The following is an 18,739-nucleotide window of genomic DNA, read 5'->3' as shown; positions in this document are numbered from 1 at the left end:
GAAAAGGAACGGAACAGGCAACGGTGCACCACGCTAGGACGCCTCGGCCTCGGCAACAGGGTCCGGTCCGGCCGGCGCGCCCGGGCCGGGCCGCCTGCGCGATGCCAGCCACAGCTCGGGGTCGAGCCGGAAGTCGTCCGGATCGCGCTGCGCGGGGCCGGAGAAGGACCACGTCGTCCATCCCAGCCGGACGCTGCCGCCGAGCTGGCAGGGCGGGACATCCTCGCGGCGCAGGATCAGTTCGTAATCCCAGGCGAACTCGATGCCGACGTAGTTGCGCACCCAGTCCACCAGCGCGCGAAAATCCTCGCCGCCCGGCAGGAAGCGCTCGTACTGCGCGAGCGGCAGCGGACCGATGCGCAGCCGGAACTTGCCCTGCGCGTCGGGCACGCGGCTGCCCACCACCGTGTCCACGCCCAGGCGCGCATTGCGCGGCACGCGCGACAGCGTGGTCTGCTGCTCCGGGTCCAGCTCCAGGTAATGGAGCGTGAACTCGACCAGCTCCACCGGCACTTCGAAGAAGATCCGCAGGGCCGACACCAGGCCTTCGGGATTGCGCGTCCAGCGCGTCCAGTGGCCCGCCAGGTATTGCTTGGCATGGTCCGGCACGGTGTCGCGATCGCGCTGGGACGCCTCGCCATAGCCGATCAGGCTGCGCAGGTGGCGCCCGAACAGGTCGCTGTCCGGGCGGTCGAGCGAGGTCACCGGCTGCGTGTCGGACCACGCCCGGAAGAACAGCAGCAGCAGCCGGTGGTGGAAGATGTCCGAGAAGCGCGCGATCGTCGGGTCGTCGTGCTGCCGCAGGCGCTCGCGCACGTATTCGGTCAGGTGCGTGGGCAGCGGCCCGTTGGGGCCGTAGAGGCCGAAGTTCCAGACCGTGAGGCGTTCGGGCTGGCCGGCCGTGGCCGGCAGCACTTCCGCGAGGGTCGCGGGCGCGAAAGCCAGCGACGGATCCTGCCCCAGGCGCAGCGGCTCGTCCCGCGGTCGCAGGGCCTTGCCAAAGCGCGGATGGCCGCGGCTGCGCGCCTGCAGTACGCGCAGCGCGAAGAACAGGTCGAACGGATGCGGGTCGCGCCGCAACCGCTGCCAGAACTCCGAGGCATCCAGGCCGGGGGCCGGCCCCTGCCGCGGTCCCGGCTCCGGCGTTGCGGAAGCTTCCGGCGCGGTCACGCGGTCGCTCATGCCGCGGGCCTCTGGCCGGGACGCACCTTCCAGCGCGCGATCGCTCCCCGCTGCCGCGACCGCAGCGACAGCTCGGTATAGCTGTTGACGCCCACGTGGCGGGCGAAGAAGCGCTCCAGGATCGACGCGAGGGGCCAGGGGCTCACGCCCGCCAGCGGCCCTTCGTCCACCCCCAGGGTGATGCCCACGCCACGGCCATAGACCAGTTGGCCGTGCTGGGGCAGGCGGCGCGTGACCGGCGCGATCGCCAGCGAGCGGATCGCCGCGATCTGCCCCGAGAGATCGCGGTCCCCGTGGTCGATATAGAGCCGCAGCAGGTCGCGCAGCGTCGCCGCGCCCTCCTCCTCCGACAGATCGCTCATCGCCAGGTAGTTGAGGGACAGGTGCGAAATCAACCGCCAGGTCATCTCGTTTTCGGCAATGCTGGCCGTGGGCCGCGTCGGGCCGGCCACCGTGCGCACGGAGGCCACGGGCGCGGACTCCACCAGGGTGAAGTCGCTCTGCTCGCCCTTGCCGCCCATCAGCAGCGGCAGGTCGCGGTTGGTGCACAACGCCCGCACGCTGAGCTGCTTGAGGTCGTCCGCGAACGGTGCGGCGCGCTGGTCCACCAGCGAGATGAAGACCTCGCTGCCCAGGTACTGGGTGCGCGGCCCGAAACGCGTCGCATGCTCCGAGAACAGGCGCGGCTCCCTGCGCACGGCGAAATAGGCCTGCTCGCTCGCGCGCAGGCCGTGCACCGAAGCGAAGAACGGCACGAAATCCTGGTCCTTGAGCTGGCCCTCGCGGTGGCCCGTCACCCCGAGAACGGAATAGACCTCGAAGTCGCGCGGCCGCGTGCGGTCCGGCACCACGTGGTATTCGCTGACGCCCGGGGACACGTGGATGCGGTCGGCCGGGCGCTCGAACAGGTTGATCGCCGGCACGCAGTGCAGGAGGAACTTGTTGCGGTCCACCTGCGCCTCCAGCGTGGGCTGCGCGCGCCGCAGCAGCAGCGTGATCCCGACCTGCGCGCCCGGCACGCGGTCGAGCGCTTCCCGCAGCCCGCGGATCGAGAAAAAGCGGAACCGCGCAGGGAACGCGAAATACTCGTGCAGCAGCCGGTGCCCCTGGAACGCGCGGTGGGTGTAGGGCAGCAGGGCCTGGGATTGCTCGTACCCCTCCGGCTGCACGGACTCCGCCGGCAGCTGTGCCCAGACCTTGGAGGCGTCCTGCGGGTCGTGCACGATCACGCCCATGACGGACTCGTGGATCAGTTCCTGCAGGTGCGACGCCACGGCATCCCCCGCGGAAATGTGCAGGTCGAGTCGGTCCATGCGCAGGTTGCGCCACTGCGCGGCGCCGCGCACCGACAGGGTGAAACGCAGGTGACCCGCGGCCTCCTCCGCCAGGCCGAAGCGCGACAGCGGCAGATCGAGCGGCGGCCCTCCCAGGCGAGCCTGCAGCAGATCGATGGGCCGGAGCGTGACCGCGTGTCCGGTGCGGAAATCGCACGGCGTCTGGTCTTCCGCGGTCTTGCGCCCGCGGATCACGCTGCCGGCCTCCAGGGTGTAGCCCTCGACCAGGCTGCCCTCCGTGCCGCTGGGCTCCATCTGGACCACCACCATCGACGGCGTCGGGGCCAGGTAATGGGGGCACACCATCTCCAGGATGCGTTGCGACAGGCGCGGAAACTCCGCGTCCATCTTCATCTGGATGCGTGCCGTGAGGAAGCTGAACCCCTCGAGCAGGCGCTCCACGTACGGATCGGCCACCTCCAGCTCGCGCAGCGACAGCCGTCCGGCGACCTTCGGGAAGGCGGCAGCGAACTCCGCGCCCAGTTCGCGCAGGTAGCTCAGCTCCCGGTTGTAGTACTCGACCAGCCGCGGATTCATGTCAGAAAAGCTCCAGGCCGCGCCGCCGCGGCCATCAGGCGGGCCTGCCCGGAGCGGCCCATTGCACGCAACCTCACCGCTGCTCGGACACGGACACCTGCCCGGTCTCCAGGTCGAGGCTGGTCTTGAGCAGCAGCTCCAGGGGATAGGGAGACGACCAGAACTGGCACCGGATCTCGAACTGCAGGGTGTTGTGGTGGTTGAACAGCTTGCTGGAAGGCGCCAGCGTCACGCTCAGGGTATGGGGCAGGATGCGGGGCTCGTGCTGCAGGATCGACTTGAGGATGGCCGCTTCCACGTCCTTCCAGTCGAGTTCCGAGAGCAGTTGGCCGGCCAGCGGCTTCATGCCGAAGTTCAGCACGGACCGCTCGGCATGGGGCAAACCCTCGAAATCGATGTGCGACGACGCATCCGACGCGTTCAGCAGCCAGTTCAGATCGCGCAGCAGCGCCTGCCGCAGGCGTGGCTCGGTCACATAGACCGACTCCGCCCGCTCCGTGCGCCGCGAGGGCTCATGGTCGGTCAGCCGGTCCAGCAGCGCCGGCTGCAGCCGGTCCTTGCCGTTGCCGTACTTGTCCCTGCCCTGCGTCGCCATGGCCCGCCCGCCCCGGTCAGCTGGACAACTTCACCCGGCGCACGTCGAGCAGCGCGGCGTCGCCCTGGTCCGTGGCCCATACGCGCTGGCCCCAGCCCGTCGCCTGGTCGTCCCCCAGATCGCGCCACTCGGTGGCGCGTGCCAGCCGGATCTCGTCGCGGTCCGCGGTCTCGGAGCCGGGATAGCGCGTGGGAATGAAGCCGTGCATCACGCCGCCGTTGTGCAGCGTGATCTCGCAGGCCGACCAGACGAGATCGCGCAGGTCCTGCGGCTTCTCGAAAACGATCTGCGACACGCTGGAAAACGGCACCCAGTAGTAGCTGCCGTTGGCATAGAGCTCGCAGACCGGGCCCAGGCGCGCGTCGGAATCGGCGATCCACTCGAACGCCTCGCCGTCGATCTCGCCGGCCGATGCCGGCGCCTGCTCGAATGCGGCGGCGCGCAGTTCAGCCGCCTGCGCGGCGCGGCCTTCGGCCAGGCATTGCAGGCCTTCCACCAGCCATCCCAGCCACTCGGGCGGCTCCCCGAGGATGTTGGGCGTGCGCTTGCCCGCGAACACCTCGCGGCGCGCGACCTCGCAGAGGATGACCTCGCGGTAGGCACGCGCCATGGCTTCCGCCTTGCGGTCCAGCTGGGCACAGATCTGCAGCTGGTCCAGCGCCTTCTGCCACTCGCCGTACACCGCCAGGACCTGGAAATAGAACACCCGCAGCGACGCATCCTGCGGCCTGGCCCGGATGGCGTCCTTGAGCTCGGCCAGCTGGCGGTCCAGCGGGCGCTTGAAGTCGAAATTCATGGATTGCATGCGGTGGTCCGCAAAAATAGTTATGGGTTCTCCGCTGGCGGGGAACCGGCGGCAGGGGCGCGCCCCGCCACGCCACCCTGCCGCCCAGCGGGCGCGGCAGCATGCTGCCGCACGCCCCGAAGGGTCAGTTGCCCGCCTGCTTCACCGACGGCAGCTTCGACACCAGCCGCAGGGACACGGTCAGGCCTTCGAGCTGGTAGTGCGGGCGCAGGAAGAACTTGGACGTGTAGTAGCCCGGGTTGCCTTCCACTTCGGCCACCTGCACCTCGGCCGCGGCCAGCGGCTTGCGGGCCTTGGTCTCCTGCGAGGAGTTGGCCGGGTCGCCGTCCACGTAGTTCATGATCCAGTCGTTCAGCCAGCGCTCCATGTCGGAGCGCTCCTTGAACGAGCCGATCTTGTCGCGCACGATGCACTTGAGGTAGTGCGCGAAACGGCAGCACGCGAACATGTAGGGCAGGCGCGCAGACAGGTTGGCGTTCGCCGTGGCGTCCGGGTCGTAGTACTCGGCCGGCTTGTGCAGCGACTGTGCGCCGATGAAGGCGGCCACGTCGGAGTTCTTGCGGTGGACCAGCGGCATGAAGCCGTTCTTGGCCAGTTCGGCCTCGCGCCGGTCGCTGATGGCGATCTCGGTCGGGCACTTCATGTCCACGCCACCGTCGTCCGTCGGGAAAGTGTGCGCCGGCAGGTTGTCCACCGCGCCGCCGGACTCCACCCCGCGAATAGAGGTGCACCAGCCGTAGTACTTGAACGAGCGGTTGATGTTCACGGCCATCGCATAGGCGGAGTTCGCCCACGCGTACTTGCTGTGGTCGCCGCCGGCCGTTTCCTCCTCGAAGTCGAACTCGTCCACCGGATTGGTCTTCGCGCCGTAGGGCAGGCGCGCGAGGAAGCGCGGCATCGCGAGGCCGATGTATTTCGAATCGTCGGAGTCGCGCAGGCTGCGCCACGCGGCGTACTCGGTGTTGGTGAAGATCTTGGTCAGGTCGCGGGGATTGGCCAGTTCCTGCCAGGAGTCCATCTGCATCATCGCGGGAGACGCGCCGGCGATGAACGGGCAGTGGGCGGCCGCGGACACCTTCGCCATCTCGCCGAGCAGCTCCACGTCCGGCGGGCTGTGGTCGAAGTAGTAGTCGCCCACCAGGCACCCGAACGGTTCGCCGCCGAACTGGCCGTACTCCTCTTCGTACACCTTCTTGAAGATGGGGCTCTGGTCCCAGCCCACGCCCTTGAAGCGGCGCATGTTCCGGTGCAGCTCCTTCTTGGAGATGTTCATCACGCGGATCTTGAGCAGCTCGTCCACCTCGGTGTTGTGGACCAGGTGGTGCAGGCCCCGCCATGCGCCCTCGAGCTGCTGGAACTCGCTGTGGTGGATGATCAGGTTGATCTGCTCGGAGAGCTTGCGGTCGATCTCGGCGATGATGGCCTGGACGGTCTGGTATGCGTCGTCCGACAGCGTGGCCGATGCGGCCAGGGCCTGCTGCGCGAGCGTCTGCACGGCCGATTCGACCGCTTCGCGCGCCTGGTCGGTCTTGGGCTTGAATTCCTTCTGCAGCAGCGACGTGAATTCGCTGCCTTCGAGCGTCTGGGTGCCCTGCACCGCGTCCAGAGAGGTCGTCGTGTTCATGCGGCTGTCCCTTTCACTGAGCGTCGTCGGTCTTCTCGGTCACGCCGCCTGCGGGCCGGTTGGGCATCGCGGCCAGCGACTTGAGCAGCGCCGGGTCCTTCAGCACCTTGCTGATAAGTTCCTCGGCACCCTGCTTGCCGTCCATGTACGACAGCAGGTTGTGCAGCTGGGTGCGGGCCTCCAGCAGGGAATTGAGGGCGCCCACCTTGCGCGCGATGGCGGCAGGAGAGAAGTCGTCCATGCTCTCGAACGTCAGGTCGATGTGCAGGCGGCCGTCGCCCGTCAGCGTGTTGGGCACGTTGAACGATGCGCGCGGCTTGATCGACTTCATGCGCGCGTCGAAGTTGTCGATGTCGATGTCGAGGAACTTGCGGTCCCCGATCTCCGGCAGAGGGTCCACCGGCTTGCCCGAGAGATCCGCCATCACGCCCATGACGAAGGGAATCTGCACCTTCTTCTCGGAGCCGTAGATTTCGACGTCGTATTCGATCTGCACGCGCGGGGCGCGGTTGCGGGCAATGAACTTCTGACCGCTCTTGCCGGTCTTGCTTAAGGTCACCATAGTGAAATCTTCTCTCTCGTAAGGCTAAAAACAGAGATTGGCCGGCCTTCACCGCCAGTGCATGCGCACAGCGGGCCCTCCACCGCCTCTTCCGGCAGCGTGCCTGCTGGACAAGTATCCGGCCGGCAACAAAACACCGCTGTTACATTTCGTTTTCCAAATCAGGGCGACGGGTTTTGCCCTCCCGTGATCGTTTCGACCTGGCCGACGCTGTCGGGGGACAGCTCGCGCAGGATGTCGAGAAAGCTCAGGCCCATCAGCTTGGCCGCTCGGCGGATCAGCAGCGGCGCGGGATTGGTGGGCTCGGTGCGCTCCAGGAACTCGGCCACCAGCAGCAGCTGCGCCAGCGCGTCGTCGCGGGTGCGCAGCCCTGCCGGCCTGGCGGCCACACCGGCGGGTTCGCCGGCCGCGCCGATGCCCGCCGCGGTGCCCCCGCCCCCCGGTGCGGCTCCCTCCTCCGCCGGCGCCGCAGTGCCATCGGCCATGCCGACGGGGGCATGCGGTACCAGGTCGTTCAGGACCACCAGCAGCGACTGGAACTGCTCCAGATCGGGCACCTGCGAGCTTTCCAGCCGGTCGCGGAACGTCGTTTGCAGGCTGCGCAGCGCTTCGCTCGCCGTGCTCCAGGCGCGCAGAAACTCGTCGCCCTGCTGCCACGCCTGCGCCAGCGCCACCCGCAGCTGGTCCAGCGAGATGCGCAGGCTCCCTTCGGCAGTCGCGCCGCGCGCCACCGCCTCCGCATCCCGCACGCTGATCGTGCCACCGGGCAAGCGCACGAAATCCTGCTGGCGGAGGTCGCGCAGCAGGCCCGTGATCTCGTTCAGCGACGACACAGCGTTCATGCGCATGAAGTGGTCGCCGTCCTCGGGCAGCGGGTGCAGGCCGTCCCAGTACCTCGCGAACATCCAGGCCATCAGCTGCACGCCCTGGGACATGCCGCGCACACCCTGGATGTTGGTCAGGGCCCGGCACAACAGGGCCGCGACGCGCGCATCCTTCGTGCGGACGAGCAGCGCACGCGCGCGGCGCTCCACGTCCCGCCAGTCGGGCGGCTCGGCGGGAATCACCGTGTCACCGAACTGCTGCTCCGGCTTGCCGGTGGCCGCGGTCTCCAGGGCCAGGAACTCCGCGTCGTAGGTCAGGTCCTGGCCGCAGGGCGGCGTGTCCGCCGTGGGTTCAAGAAGTTCTTCGATGTCGATCATGTGGTTGTCGGTCCAGTGCGTCCCGCGCCATGGCGCCAGGCACTATGCATTCGGGCCTCCGCCGAACAGACGCAGGAACAGGATTTCGTTGGGATCGCCCCAGTGCTCGCAGCTGCGCCCGCCGGCCCCGGGTGGATACGACCACCAGAAGCTGGCAGCCTGGCCCGCGCGCAGGATCTCCCGCCCACGGGAGAACATCGCCTCGCCACGGCCGGCGACCTCCGCCATGCCGAGATCGGAGAGGATGCCCGCCATGTCGCCGCCCTGCCCCTTGCCATCCACCGCCGCGGCGGTGAAAGGCCAGGGCAGCCGGGAGAGCCGGCTGTCGAGCGCGTCCGCCGGCAGGGCCAGCCTGCGCGCCTCGATGACCGCATCGCAGGCTTCCGAGAAGAACTGCCCGAGCACACCGTCGGCGGCCAGCGACTGCCGGCCGCCCTCGCCCACCGCCATCACCGTGAGCGGATAGCAGCGCCCCACGCGATCGATGCTGGGCGCGAGTACGCCGCACGACGGAGCGGCGCCCTTGCTGCCACTGGCCACGAACGACCACAGCGGCGCCTGCGTGAACGTGCGCTCCCAGTCACCATGGGCGGTGGACTTGAGGTGCCCCAGGCCGTGGCTCAGCCAATCGTCCCAGGCGCCGCTCATGGCGCGGGGCATGCGCCGGCCCACGAAATCTCCCTGGCCGGGCAGCTTGCCGAACCAGGCCACGCGCGGCTGCGCGCGGGACCATGGCATCAGAGATTGCCAGGACACGCGAACTCCTCCATGGCCTTGAGACGGAACGGGTTGAGCACGCTGCCCGTGGTGACCTCGAAGCGCAGCTTGCGCCCGCCGATGTCGAAGGCGGCGATGAATCGCTCGGGCGTGCTGCCGGGCAGGATCTGGGCCTTGTCGAAGAAACGGTGCACGGCCCAGGGCCCCTCGGTCACCAGGCCCGTGTTCTCGGCCCCACCCCCGGTCAGCTGCAGGCGGACCTGGCCCGTGCCCCGGGTACCGGGCCAGGCCATCGACTTCGGGATCTGCGGGCCGTGCTGGTAGCGCAGCACCTCGCCGTCGATGTCCAGCACCATCTGCGAAATGGAGGCGTCCATCTCCAGCGGCTTGATGTCCATGCGGATGGACGGAACCTTGCCGCCCGCGCGGAAATACACGTCGCGGATGGTCGCGGCACGCTGGAACGATGCCAGCGCGGCCGACCCGCCGACCGGCGTTCCATCCACGCCCTGGCGGAAGCGCCAGGGGGTGGTGGAGATGTCCACCATCGGCTGCAGGGTACTGCGGAAGAATTCGTCCATCATCCCGCCCGGCGAGAACAGGCTGGCGAAGTCGTCGCTCGTCACGTCGCTGGCCGATCCCTTGGTGAAGGGATAGCGCCCGCCGATTGCGCGGCGGCAGAATGTCCCGATCGTGGCATTGAGGTTGCTGCCCACGGTCGCGCGCACGTCGCGGCCGACCAGCGACGACGTGGACGATGCCAGGTCCTCGTACATGGTGTTGAGCGGCGGCGGCACGCGCTTGGCCTCCATGCGCACGCGCTCCAGGGCCGGCGACAGCGACGGCGGCACGGTGCCGCCGGCACTGACCTGCTGGCGCGCGGAAGCGATGACCGCGGCCGCTTCGTTGAGCACCTGCAGGCTGGCGGCGATGGGTGCGGGGCCCGAGCCGTTGGAAGTGGCGAGGCGGCGGTATTCGCGGAAGCGGAAATCCACCAGGTCGGCTTCCAGGTTGGTGCTGGGCGCGAGCCCCCCGACGTTCACCCGCTTGCCCGTGAGGCGGCTGAGCTGCTCCTGCTCCTCCTTGATGCGGTTGATCTTCTCGCCCAGCCAGCTGCTGGTGCTGCTGCCCCCCGACCCCGGCTTCTGCCCCAGCGTGGTCTCCTTGGCCACCGCCCGGATGAACTGCTCCAGGCTGGAATTGGCGGACGAATACAGTCGCGCCTGCTCGCCGGCCTGGTCGAGCGACACGACCTGCACGGGCCGCACATCGGCGAGGAAATCCTCCCAGACCTTGGCGTACTCCATGAGGTAGAGGCGCTTGACCTCGAGCGCGAGCTGGCCGGTCATGACCTCGTTGGCCACGCTGCGCTGCCCCTGCGCCTTGCCGAGCACCCAGGTCTCCTCCTGCGCCAGCAGCGCAGTCACCTTGGGCAGTTCGTGCGAGAACACCCCGTAGTAGCCGTCGTAGGTGAACAGTCCGGAAATCCCCTGGGTGAGCGGCTTGCCGCTGCGGCGGGTGAAGACCTGCGGGGCCTCGGGGCCGGCCGCGCGCACCAGCGTGAAGTCCGGCGGCAACGCGGTGCCCGTGGTCAGCAACTGCTTGAGGCGGCTGTAGGCCCGCTGCGCGGGCGACAGCTGCGCCAGGCGCTGGCGCACCTCGTCCACCAGCGGCTGGTCGATCGGAATCGGCGACACCAGGGCCCGGTCCTCCATGAGCCGGTCGAGGTGGTGCGCCAGTTGGTCCAGCATGCCCGACTGCACCAGCGCGGGGGGCAGCGTGGATTCCCACTCGTTGAGCATCCACGCCTTGACCACGCGGGGGTTGAAGCGCTCCGGGTCGTAGAGCATCAGATAGACCTTGAGCGCCTCGTAGCTGGCCTCGGGGTTGGCCGTCGAAGCCTGCTGCAGCGAATTGCGCAGGTGCCGGGCCAGGCGGGGCAGCCATGCATCCTCGAGCAGCCGCATGTAGGTCGCATCGGCCGCGGTCTGCACCTTGGGCACCTGCAGCAGTCCGTAGCGCCAGCTGAGGGGCGGCGAGTCGCCGGTGTAGCGCTGGCTCACGGCGAGGGCCTCGGCGTGGTTCAGCAGCGGCAGCAGCGCCACCATGTTCTCGGGATCCGCGTCGCGGGATTCCTCCACTGCCTGCTTGAGCGTGGGCACCTTCGCAGCCACCTCGTCCAGGTAGTTCTGGTTGTTGCCATGGCTGATCGTCCAGGCGATGGTGGCGCCCGCCAGACCCGCCGCGAGGGCGAAGAAGCCGGCAGCCTGCAGCAGCCGCAGCTGGCGTTCCTTCTTGGCATTGCGCCCCGTCAGCCCGGCCTCGTTGAAGATGACCCCCTTGAGCAGGGTCTCGATGAAGTAGCTCTTGCCCGCGCGCCCCTCCCCGGCCGGGTGGGCCGGAGGCGACACCGAAAAGCGCCGCGACAAGGCCGACAGGACCCGGTCGAAGGGCATGCCTTCCTGGGTGCCGCTGGTGAAATAGACGCCGCGGAACAGCGGCTTCTCCTTGAACCGCGAGGACGCGAAGATGGTGGACAGCGTCTGCTGGACCACGTCGCGCAGGCCGACGAACTGCTGCGGCAGGCCATAGATCTGGCCGCGGCGCGCCAGGTCGGGCTCGGCCAGCAGGCGCTGCGGCAGCAGCCGGTTGATCTGGTCGGCCAGGCCGTCGAATTCCTTGCGGAACTGCAGCCCCGGGTCTTCCTGCGCCTGCCCTTCCACATAGGGATTGGTGAAGCCCCAGACCTGGGCCCGCTCCTCGCGGGTCATGTTCCCGAAGAACTCGTTGAAGCCTGCCAGCAGGTCGGTCTTGGTGACCAGCACATACACCGGGAACTTGATGGACAGGCCCTCGCACAGTTCGGCCAGACGCAGGCCGATCAACCGCGCCAAGCGCTCGCGCTCCGCGTCGCCGCCGCTCAGCAGCTCCTGCACGCTGAGCGTGACCAGCACGCCGTTGATGGGCTGGCGGCCGCGGAAACGCCGCAGCAGGTTCAGGAAGCCCGACCATGCGGCGCTGTCCTGCGCTGCGTCGCTCTCCTGCGTGGTGTAGCGGCCGGCGGTATCCAGCAGCACGGCCTGGTCGGTGAACCACCAATCGCAATTGCGCGTGCCGCCGACGCCGCGGATCGACGCCTTGCCGAACTGGGCGGCCAGCGGAAAATCGAGGCCCGAATTGACCAGCGCGGTGGTCTTGCCCGAGCCCGGGGACCCGATGATGAGATACCAGGGCAGCTGATACACGTAGCGCCGGGACAGGCGGCCGAACCACCCCTGCTCGGTCTGCCCGAAGCGGGTCTTGCCCAGGACATCGACCGCCTCCTTGAAGCGTTTCTCGAGCTCGGCCACCTCTTCCTTGCCGGGACCGGCCTCGGGGGTGGACGCGTCCGACGCACCGATGCGGGCCAGCTGGCCCAGCAGGCGCGCATTCATCTCCTTGGCCCGCCACCACCGGATGAACAGCCGCAGGAACCAGATGCCGAACAGCGCGGCGATGATCCAGCCGCGCACCGCCTCGCTCTCGAGCGGCTGGTAGGGTTTGATATAGACCAGGGGACCGACGAACCAGATCAGCAGGCTGAGCAGCACCAGGCCGCACAGCACCAGCGTGAACCGGTTGAAGAAGAAAGAAAATATCTTGCGCAGCATGTTTTAGTTCTTCGGAGTGCCGGGGGCGGGCGTGCCGGCTGCAGCCGGGCCGGGGGTCAGCTGCAGCTCGGCATCGCGGGACTGGGGCGGGACCAGCAGCACGATCTCCACCCGACGGTTCAGCGCCCGGCCCTCCGGTGTGCTGTTGGGGGCGATCGGGTCGCTCTCGGCGCGGCCTTCGGCCTTCAGGCGGGAGCCGTCGGCAATGGTCCTCTGCAGCATGGCCGCGACGGCCTGGGCCCGCTCCTGCGACAGGTGCCAGTTCGAAGGGAAGCGCGCCGTGCGGATCGGCTGGTTGTCCGAGTAGCCGTTCACCACCACCTTGCCAGACACTTCATTGAGCGCGGACGCGACGCGCTGGATCACCGCGACATAACGCGGCTTGACCTCGGTGGACGCCGGCTCGAACAGGCCGTCTCCGCGCAGGGTCACGGTACTGCGGTCCGCCTGGTCGTTCACCTCGACCAGGCCCTCCCGGATCTCGGGCTCCAGGAACTGGCGCAGGCGTGGCTTCGGCGGCGCCACGGCCACCACGGAAGGCATCTTCGGCAGGCGGATGCCGTTGATCGCGGCGAACAGCTCATCCGAACGCGATGCCAGCCGGTAGTTGAACCAGAGGAAGATCAGGAAGGCGATGAGCAGCGTCAGCGCGGCCGCCACCCAGAACGGCACCAGGCTCCAGGGCGGCACCGCCGCGCGCTGCACGCCGCGCCAATGCAGGGACAGCGCCCCGCTGCGGTCCCCGCGGGTGCTCTCGATCACCTGCAGCAGCCGGGCCTTCAGGCTCTCCAGCTGGCTGCGCCCGTTGTCGATGACGTGATAGCGCCCCTCGAAGCCGAGCGTCAGGCAGAAATACATGAGCTCGATGAGGTCGATGTGCTGGTGGGGCGTCTGGACCAGCTTGGACAGCAGCTGGAAGAACTTCTCCCCGCCCCAGGTCTCGTTGTGCAGCGCCACGAGCAGGCTGTACTGCGGCCACACGCCCGAGCCGCCCCAGGGCGTCTGGGCCGCCGCCTCGTCGATCGCGGTGCAGATGCAGTAGCGCGCGCCGATGATGGTTTCCATCGGAACGCCCGCGCTGCCCGCCCGGCTCTCGAAATGCCGGATGCATTCGAGCAGGTAGTGCTGGAATGCCGCGGGATCCGGATTGGTCGCCATGCGGCGGATCTGCGGAATGAGGTTCAGCAGGGTGTTGGCTGCGGCCACGAGCGGATTGCCGCCGCTCACGACGTCGGGCAGGCCCGACGGCTTGGCGCCATGCTCGGGGGTGCCGCCGGGCGGCGCGGCCGGAGGCATGGCCCCGGCGGTGTGGCCCGGATGGCCGGTGGCGAAAACGTTGACGGAGTTCTGCATGGACATGTCCGCTTTCAGCGCCGTATGGCCCACATTTCGAGCTGCAGCTCAGGAAATCCGCCAGAGACGTGGAGCGCGAGGCCGCCCGAGTTCTGCAATTGGCGCCACAGGTCGTGGCCGGTGTCCAGCTCGAAGTAGGAGTAGCCCGCGTGGTAGGGAATCTCGCGCGGCGCGACGGGCAGCGAACGCAGCGGCACGCCGGGCAGATGCAGATTTACGAGGTCGCGGATGCGCTCCACCGGCCCCATCTTGATCTGCGTCGGGAAGTGCGCCCGCAGGAATTCCACGGCGGTCTGCGCGTGCACGGCCAGCACGAAGTCGCAGCTGGTGAGCAGTTCCGTGCTCGGAATGAGCGCGACATGCACGCCGTACTGGCGCTCCTGCAGCTCGATCTGGATCGCGTTCTGCTCCAGCACCGAGGACAGCCCCCGGCGCAGTTCGAGCATCAGGGGCAGGAAGCAGCTGCGCAGATCGTCGTGGTCGTAGGTCGGCATGGTCGCGGGGCGGCGCTGCTCGCGGGTGAACGTCGCCAGTTCGCCCGCCATCTTCAGCAGGTCGTCGAACAGCCGCTCCGGATGGAGGGCCCGCACGCGGACCCAGTGCTCCACCGCGGGCTCCCAGCGGTTCAGGAACTGCAGCATCAGGAAGTCCCCGACCTCCCCCACGCCGCCGCGGCCGGGCTGGCTGAGCCGCTCCTCCAGCGCCGCGCCCCGCTGCCGCAGCAGGCCGAAGAGTTCGCGGCAGAACGTGGCCAGCCCCGACATCTCGGAGTTGTTGACCACGGTGGGAATGAAGGACGGGTCCAGCAGCAGGGATCCGTCCGCCCTGCGCTCCACCACCTGGGCCACGGGCAGGCTCACCCATCCGTCGGTGACGTCCTGCGCGGCGCGCAGCGACAGCTGAATATTCCCGATCTGCACTTCGGCCGCCTGGGCGCCCATGTCGTTGACGTCCGGGACCTCCGCCACCTCGGCCGCATAGCGCACCGAGGCACCGCCCGGCGCACCCAGCGTCACTTCCGCGCCCGCCCTGCGCCGCATCGGCAGGGCCAGGTGGATGACCGTGTCCTTGACATCCTTGCCGATCGCCAGCGCGGCGGGAGCCTGGTCATGGTGCGGAAAGCTGAACGGCGTACCGTCCGGCATCACGCCCTCCCCGGACAGCAGGCCCAGCTTGCCCAGCCCCAGAAGCTCCGTGTCGAGCGCCAGCTTGGAGAAGCCCCAGAAGAAGAACTGCGCCGGCAACGTGCGGGCCTGCACGAGGAAATCGGTGTAGCGGTCCTGTTGCTGGAAATGCTGAGGGCGAAGGAACATCCCTTCGGCCCAGACGACCTTGCGCTGCCAAACCATGGTGGATTTCGGGCTTTCTGTGTGTTGTCGTTCGTCGATGCCTGGATTCAAGGAGCGGGGGCGGGAGCGGTCTGGATCTTCACCGCGTCCTTGCCCACCGTAATGCTGTACTGCACGGGCTTGAGACGCTCGGTCTCGCCCAGGCCCCACCAGCGGCGGCGCATTTCCACGGAATTGGGAGCGCCCGCGGTCGCGCGCCAGGTGCTGCGCTCCAGGTCGCGGTAGCCTGCGAATACCGCGAAGGTGCGGACGTCCGCACTGCCCTTGCGCTCGATCGTGCGCCGCTCGCCCGGTTGCAGCAGGATCTCCTCGCGCCGCATGAAATCGGCCCCCAGCTGTGCCTCGTCCTTGTCCTGCAGGTCCAGGTAGCTGGCCCGGTCGAAGGCCGCCGCCGCACGCAGCTCGTACAGCCTCAGCAGGATGGGCTTGGGCCTGCCGTGGATATCGGGGTTGACGCCAGGGTCCGCGACGATCTCGAAGACGGCGGTCGGCACCGCCGTGGGGGCCTCCTGGGGGCGGTTCAGGTTGCTGATCATGCCGCAGCCGCCCAGCAGCAAGCCTGCCGCCGTGGCCACGAGCCCCGCCCTGATGAATCCCTTCCGTGCCATCGCATCCCGATGCATATCCGACTCCTTAGGTTCCGGTAAAAACGCCATATCCGCCCGTTCAGGCGCCATCCTCGCTGTCCGCGACCCAGACCGCGAGCGCGCTGAAGTTGTCCTGGTAGGACTTGGCCTGGGCCCGCACGGCCGCCTCCATCTGCTCGAGCCATTCCTGCGGGGACTGGCTGTGGCGCAGGGCGCTCTCCATCTGTTCCTCGTGCAGCCCCTCCCAGAGCCCGTCCGAACACAGCAGGAACGCATCGCCGGCCGCCAGCTCGATCGGCCGCGGGAGCACCGTCGGCGGGATCTGCGACTCCGCACCGATGGCGCCCGCCAGCACGCTGCGGTTCGGCAGGCGGCGCGGGTCCTGGTTGCGGTACACACCCGCATGCAGCAGCTGCTGCACGACACTGTGGTCCTCCGTGATCTGCCGCACCTTCTGGTCCCTGAACCAGTACAGCCTGGAATCCCCCCAGTGCGCCCAGAGCGCGCGCCCGGTCTTGCGGTCGATGCACAGCAGCACCACGGTGGCACTCATGTGCTTGCGCGAGATCGAGAGCGGCTGCGCGCCGGCCACCGCATGCTCGGCCAGCGAAATGAGCGAAGCCAGGCCCGCGGGCGCGAACAGCGGGTTGTGACCGAAGCCCTCGAGCACCGCATTCACGGTGATCCGTGCCGCCAGCCCGCCGTGCCCGTGCCCGCCCGCGCCGTCGGCCAGCACGCAGCACAGGCCGCGATGGCCCATGTCCACCATGCCCAGGAAATCCTCGTTCACTTCCCGGCCGCCCTTTTCCGACAGCGAAGCCGCCATCACCCGGAACCGGAACTCCTCGCCTGCGATATGGAAGATCACGTCCTGGCCTTCGCTGCCGCCTCGGCGTTTTCATAGGCCTCGAGGAAGGCCTGGCCGGAAAAGGCCGCCAGGTCGTCCTCGGCGCCGCGCCGGATCTCGGCGAAATTGCGCTTGTACTCGTCCCACAGCGCCGCCTTGCGGCTCGTGGCCGACAGCTTGCCGAACACCCCTCCGGTCACGTCGGTGCGCTGCTCCAGGGCCGCGGGATCGAAGCGCTCCAGCGCCTCGGCATAGGCCGCGCGCAGCCCGGCCATCAGGGCCACCTGGTGGACACGCAGATCGTCGTAGGCCTCCTGCATGGCGGGAATGGGCTTCATGAATCCCGGGAAGTTCTGCCCGATCATCTGCATGACCACGCCCTCGGGCGTCGGCAGGAATTTCAGCGGGTTGTTCGCGCCGGAGGAGATCACCGTCACGCCCGCCCGGAACTCGCGCTTGATCTCGGAGCGGGCTGCCAGCAGGTCGATCGTGCCCTGCACGGCCACGCGGAAGGCCTCTCCGAAAGACCGCATGAACTCGGGGCTGAGCTTCTGCGCCTCGACCTTCTTCTGCAGCACGCCCGCGCCATCCAGGAAGGCAGCGATCAGCGACTGCAGTTCCGCCGGCGACGCGGCCGCCAGCTCCGGCAGCACCGGAGCCAGGGGCGACCTCGCGGCGCCTTCCTGCCCCGCGGAGCCCGGGATGGCGGCCGGCGCCGGCACCGCAACGGGGGCCGGGATGGGGGACGGGGTCGGGACTGGCACCGGCACGACGCCAGCAGCGGCAGACACGTGCGCCAGAGCCACCTCTTCGATAGGTACTGCCTTCGCACCGACGGCGGCCATGCCCGCAGCCGCGGGTTGCAGCGGCACATCGGTGGCAGCGAAAACCGGTGCGGGCCCACTCTCCACGGAAGGCCAGCCCAGCGGATCGGCCGAGGCGGAACCGAAGGCCCCGAGGTCGAGGCCTTCCACGCGCTGCAGGCCATCCAGCGCCGGGACCGGCAACGCCGGGGACACCATGCCGGGGGCCGCACCATCGCCTTGTACGGCCGATGCGGCGCGCGGCGCCAGCTCGCGCGCGCCAGGGAGCTCCTGGCCGGCCGGGGCCTGTACGCCCCTGGGAAGGCTGAACGACTGCGACAGATCGGATCCCGAACCGAGCGCCATCGCCGACCGTTCAGGCACCAGGGACGCTGCTGCATCGGCCTCGCCCGCGAACAGCCTCAGCGGGTCGAGCTCGTCCCGCGGGTCGAGCGCCTTGGGCAGGCCGGCATGGGCCGGGTTGTCCATGTCGTGCGCGAACTTCGAGCCGCTGGCCGGCAGCGACTGCAGAAGCTCGTCGTGCCGCATGTTGGCGATCTCGCTCAGGCTCTTCGCCTGCAGCCCGCCACCCCAGGCGTCCTTTTTCTCCTCGCCCTTGCGGGGGTCCGCCGCGAACAGATCGAAATCCTCCGGAATGACGAGAGCCCGGGGCGCTGCAGCGGCAGGCTTGCTGTCCTGCGCCGCAGGAGCCCACGCATTTCCGGGAACACCCTGTCCCGCAGGCACAGGCGCGGATACCGGTGCAGGTGGAACGGGGGTGGGAGCTGCGGCGAATCCCAGCACGCCGCCCTGGGTTCCCAAGGGTGCGGCAAGCGGCTGCGGCTGGGGTGCGGGCGGCACTGGCGCGAAGACAGGGCCGGGCGCAGGCTCCGATGCAGAGACTGCCGCGGGGCCGGCGACCGGTGCCGTGACTGGCGATGCCGGTGCGGCCGCGATAGCCGGCCCCTCCACGCGTCCGAGCATGGCGAACGGGTTGTCGTCATCCTCGGTTGGTGCGGCAGCCTCCGCCGGGAGTCCGATACCTGCCGGAACGGGCACGGCCGCGGTCAGGGAAAGTGCGGCAGGGATTCCGTCGCCCTGCGCCCCGGCCACGGACGGAACGTGGACAGGAAAGGCTCCGGAAGCTTCGGATGCCGGAGGCGATGAAATCACCAGCGGTGCCGGGACCGGAGCCGGAACCTGTGCCGACCCGGGGGCCACGGCCGGGACGGGAACAGCAGCAGCGACGAATGGCGACCCTGGCACCACGGAATGCAGCACATAGGGGCCGATGCGGACCTCGTCCCCTACGGAAAGGCGCACCTCCTCACCAGAGCGCACCTCGGCACCCGCCACGAAGATCGACCGGCGCTCGCAGAGATTGGCGATGAAGGCGGCTTCGGACTCGATGCGCACCATCGCATGCACGCGGGCAACGCCCGCATCGCTGTCGGACAGCACGAGCTTGTTCTGGCCCCCGCGGCCGATCGTTCCGCCCGCCACGCCGAATACGGCTGTCCATAGACGGTCCACCGCTTCGTCCGCATGGCGGATGACCCTGAGTTCGACTTTATCCATGTCCGGTACGGCCC

At 68.9% G+C, this 18,739-nt stretch carries 14 protein-coding genes; all 14 read right to left on the bottom strand.

Going from position 1 to position 18,739, the window contains the following annotated elements:
• Nucleotides 1-33 precede the first annotated feature (33 nt).
• A complete protein-coding gene (gene tssG / locus BLR05_RS21150) occupies nucleotides 34-1,182 on the bottom strand; it encodes a type VI secretion system baseplate subunit TssG (RefSeq protein ID WP_092838507.1) in 1,149 nt (382 codons plus the stop codon).
• Nucleotides 1,179-3,053 (bottom strand): type VI secretion system baseplate subunit TssF, encoded by a 1,875-nt coding sequence (gene tssF, locus BLR05_RS21145; RefSeq protein WP_092838504.1) that lies wholly within the window; start codon nucleotides 3,051-3,053, stop codon nucleotides 1,179-1,181. The genes tssG and tssF overlap by 4 nt, the downstream gene beginning before the upstream one ends.
• Before the next feature lie 73 nt (nucleotides 3,054-3,126).
• Nucleotides 3,127-3,648 carry a type VI secretion system baseplate subunit TssE gene (gene tssE, locus BLR05_RS21140; RefSeq protein ID WP_092838501.1) on the bottom strand — a complete coding sequence of 174 codons (522 nt, stop codon included), beginning with the start codon at nucleotides 3,646-3,648 and terminating at the stop codon, nucleotides 3,127-3,129.
• 16 nt (nucleotides 3,649-3,664) lie between these two features.
• On the bottom strand, nucleotides 3,665-4,453 hold the full coding sequence (locus BLR05_RS21135; RefSeq protein WP_092838499.1) for a type VI secretion system accessory protein TagJ: 789 nt from the start codon (nucleotides 4,451-4,453) through the stop codon (nucleotides 3,665-3,667).
• A gap of 124 nt (nucleotides 4,454-4,577) precedes the next feature.
• Nucleotides 4,578-6,077 (bottom strand): type VI secretion system contractile sheath large subunit, encoded by a 1,500-nt coding sequence (tssC, locus tag BLR05_RS21130; protein ID WP_019701342.1) that lies wholly within the window; start codon nucleotides 6,075-6,077, stop codon nucleotides 4,578-4,580.
• A 13-nt stretch (nucleotides 6,078-6,090) separates the two neighbouring features.
• Complete coding sequence (tssB, locus tag BLR05_RS21125) at nucleotides 6,091-6,639, bottom strand: type VI secretion system contractile sheath small subunit (protein WP_092838496.1); 549 nt, start codon at nucleotides 6,637-6,639, stop codon at nucleotides 6,091-6,093.
• Nucleotides 6,640-6,800: 161 nt separating this feature from the next.
• A complete protein-coding gene (tssA, locus tag BLR05_RS21120; protein ID WP_092838494.1) occupies nucleotides 6,801-7,841 on the bottom strand; it encodes a type VI secretion system protein TssA in 1,041 nt (346 codons plus the stop codon).
• Between the two features lie 42 nt (nucleotides 7,842-7,883).
• Nucleotides 7,884-8,597 carry a type VI secretion system-associated protein TagF gene (gene tagF / locus BLR05_RS21115; protein ID WP_225979192.1) on the bottom strand — a complete coding sequence of 238 codons (714 nt, stop codon included), beginning with the start codon at nucleotides 8,595-8,597 and terminating at the stop codon, nucleotides 7,884-7,886.
• Nucleotides 8,579-12,208, bottom strand: a complete 3,630-nt coding sequence (gene tssM / locus BLR05_RS21110; RefSeq protein WP_092838488.1) for a type VI secretion system membrane subunit TssM — start codon at nucleotides 12,206-12,208, stop codon at nucleotides 8,579-8,581. The genes tagF and tssM overlap by 19 nt, the downstream gene beginning before the upstream one ends.
• A gap of 3 nt (nucleotides 12,209-12,211) precedes the next feature.
• Nucleotides 12,212-13,561 carry a DotU family type VI secretion system protein gene (locus BLR05_RS21105; RefSeq protein WP_092838541.1) on the bottom strand — a complete coding sequence of 450 codons (1,350 nt, stop codon included), beginning with the start codon at nucleotides 13,559-13,561 and terminating at the stop codon, nucleotides 12,212-12,214.
• Nucleotides 13,562-13,575: 14 nt separating this feature from the next.
• Nucleotides 13,576-14,910, bottom strand: coding sequence for a type VI secretion system baseplate subunit TssK (gene tssK, locus BLR05_RS21100; protein WP_092838485.1), 1,335 nt, complete (start codon nucleotides 14,908-14,910; stop codon nucleotides 13,576-13,578).
• Between the two features lie 47 nt (nucleotides 14,911-14,957).
• Nucleotides 14,958-15,533, bottom strand: coding sequence for a type VI secretion system lipoprotein TssJ (gene tssJ, locus BLR05_RS21095; protein WP_092838482.1), 576 nt, complete (start codon nucleotides 15,531-15,533; stop codon nucleotides 14,958-14,960).
• Between the two features lie 43 nt (nucleotides 15,534-15,576).
• Nucleotides 15,577-16,365, bottom strand: a complete 789-nt coding sequence (locus BLR05_RS21090) for a PP2C family protein-serine/threonine phosphatase (RefSeq protein WP_092838479.1) — start codon at nucleotides 16,363-16,365, stop codon at nucleotides 15,577-15,579.
• The gene (tagH, locus tag BLR05_RS27535; RefSeq protein WP_092838476.1) at nucleotides 16,362-18,725 is read right to left on the bottom strand and encodes a type VI secretion system-associated FHA domain protein TagH; all 2,364 of its coding nucleotides are present in this window, start codon (nucleotides 18,723-18,725) and stop codon (nucleotides 16,362-16,364) included. The genes BLR05_RS21090 and tagH overlap by 4 nt, the downstream gene beginning before the upstream one ends.
• Between the last annotated feature and the right edge of the window lie 14 nt (nucleotides 18,726-18,739).

The sequence above is a fragment of the Paracidovorax cattleyae genome, assembly GCF_900104515.1.
In the GTDB taxonomy this organism is placed as follows: domain Bacteria; phylum Pseudomonadota; class Gammaproteobacteria; order Burkholderiales; family Burkholderiaceae_C; genus Paracidovorax; species Paracidovorax cattleyae.
Note: the sequence above shows the minus strand (reverse complement) of the source record. Positions and strands in the feature narration are given on the sequence as shown.

What these genes read in the sequence shown, in the direction of transcription:
- tssE (WP_092838501.1), bottom strand. Translation starts at nt 3,648, where the DNA reads ATGGCGACGCAGGGCAGGGACAAGTACGGCAACGGCAAGGACCGGCTG.
- tssF (WP_092838504.1), bottom strand. Translation starts at nt 3,053, where the DNA reads ATGAATCCGCGGCTGGTCGAGTACTACAACCGGGAGCTGAGCTACCTG.
- tssK (WP_092838485.1), bottom strand. Translation starts at nt 14,910, where the DNA reads ATGGTTTGGCAGCGCAAGGTCGTCTGGGCCGAAGGGATGTTCCTTCGC.
- tssJ (WP_092838482.1), bottom strand. Translation starts at nt 15,533, where the DNA reads ATGCATCGGGATGCGATGGCACGGAAGGGATTCATCAGGGCGGGGCTC.
- tagH (WP_092838476.1), bottom strand. Translation starts at nt 18,725, where the DNA reads ATGGATAAAGTCGAACTCAGGGTCATCCGCCATGCGGACGAAGCGGTG.
- tssA (WP_092838494.1), bottom strand. Translation starts at nt 7,841, where the DNA reads ATGATCGACATCGAAGAACTTCTTGAACCCACGGCGGACACGCCGCCC.
- BLR05_RS21105 (WP_092838541.1), bottom strand. Translation starts at nt 13,561, where the DNA reads ATGCAGAACTCCGTCAACGTTTTCGCCACCGGCCATCCGGGCCACACC.
- tssG (WP_092838507.1), bottom strand. Translation starts at nt 1,182, where the DNA reads ATGAGCGACCGCGTGACCGCGCCGGAAGCTTCCGCAACGCCGGAGCCG.
- tssC (WP_019701342.1), bottom strand. Translation starts at nt 6,077, where the DNA reads ATGAACACGACGACCTCTCTGGACGCGGTGCAGGGCACCCAGACGCTC.
- BLR05_RS21135 (WP_092838499.1), bottom strand. Translation starts at nt 4,453, where the DNA reads ATGCAATCCATGAATTTCGACTTCAAGCGCCCGCTGGACCGCCAGCTG.
- tssB (WP_092838496.1), bottom strand. Translation starts at nt 6,639, where the DNA reads ATGGTGACCTTAAGCAAGACCGGCAAGAGCGGTCAGAAGTTCATTGCC.
- tssM (WP_092838488.1), bottom strand. Translation starts at nt 12,208, where the DNA reads ATGCTGCGCAAGATATTTTCTTTCTTCTTCAACCGGTTCACGCTGGTG.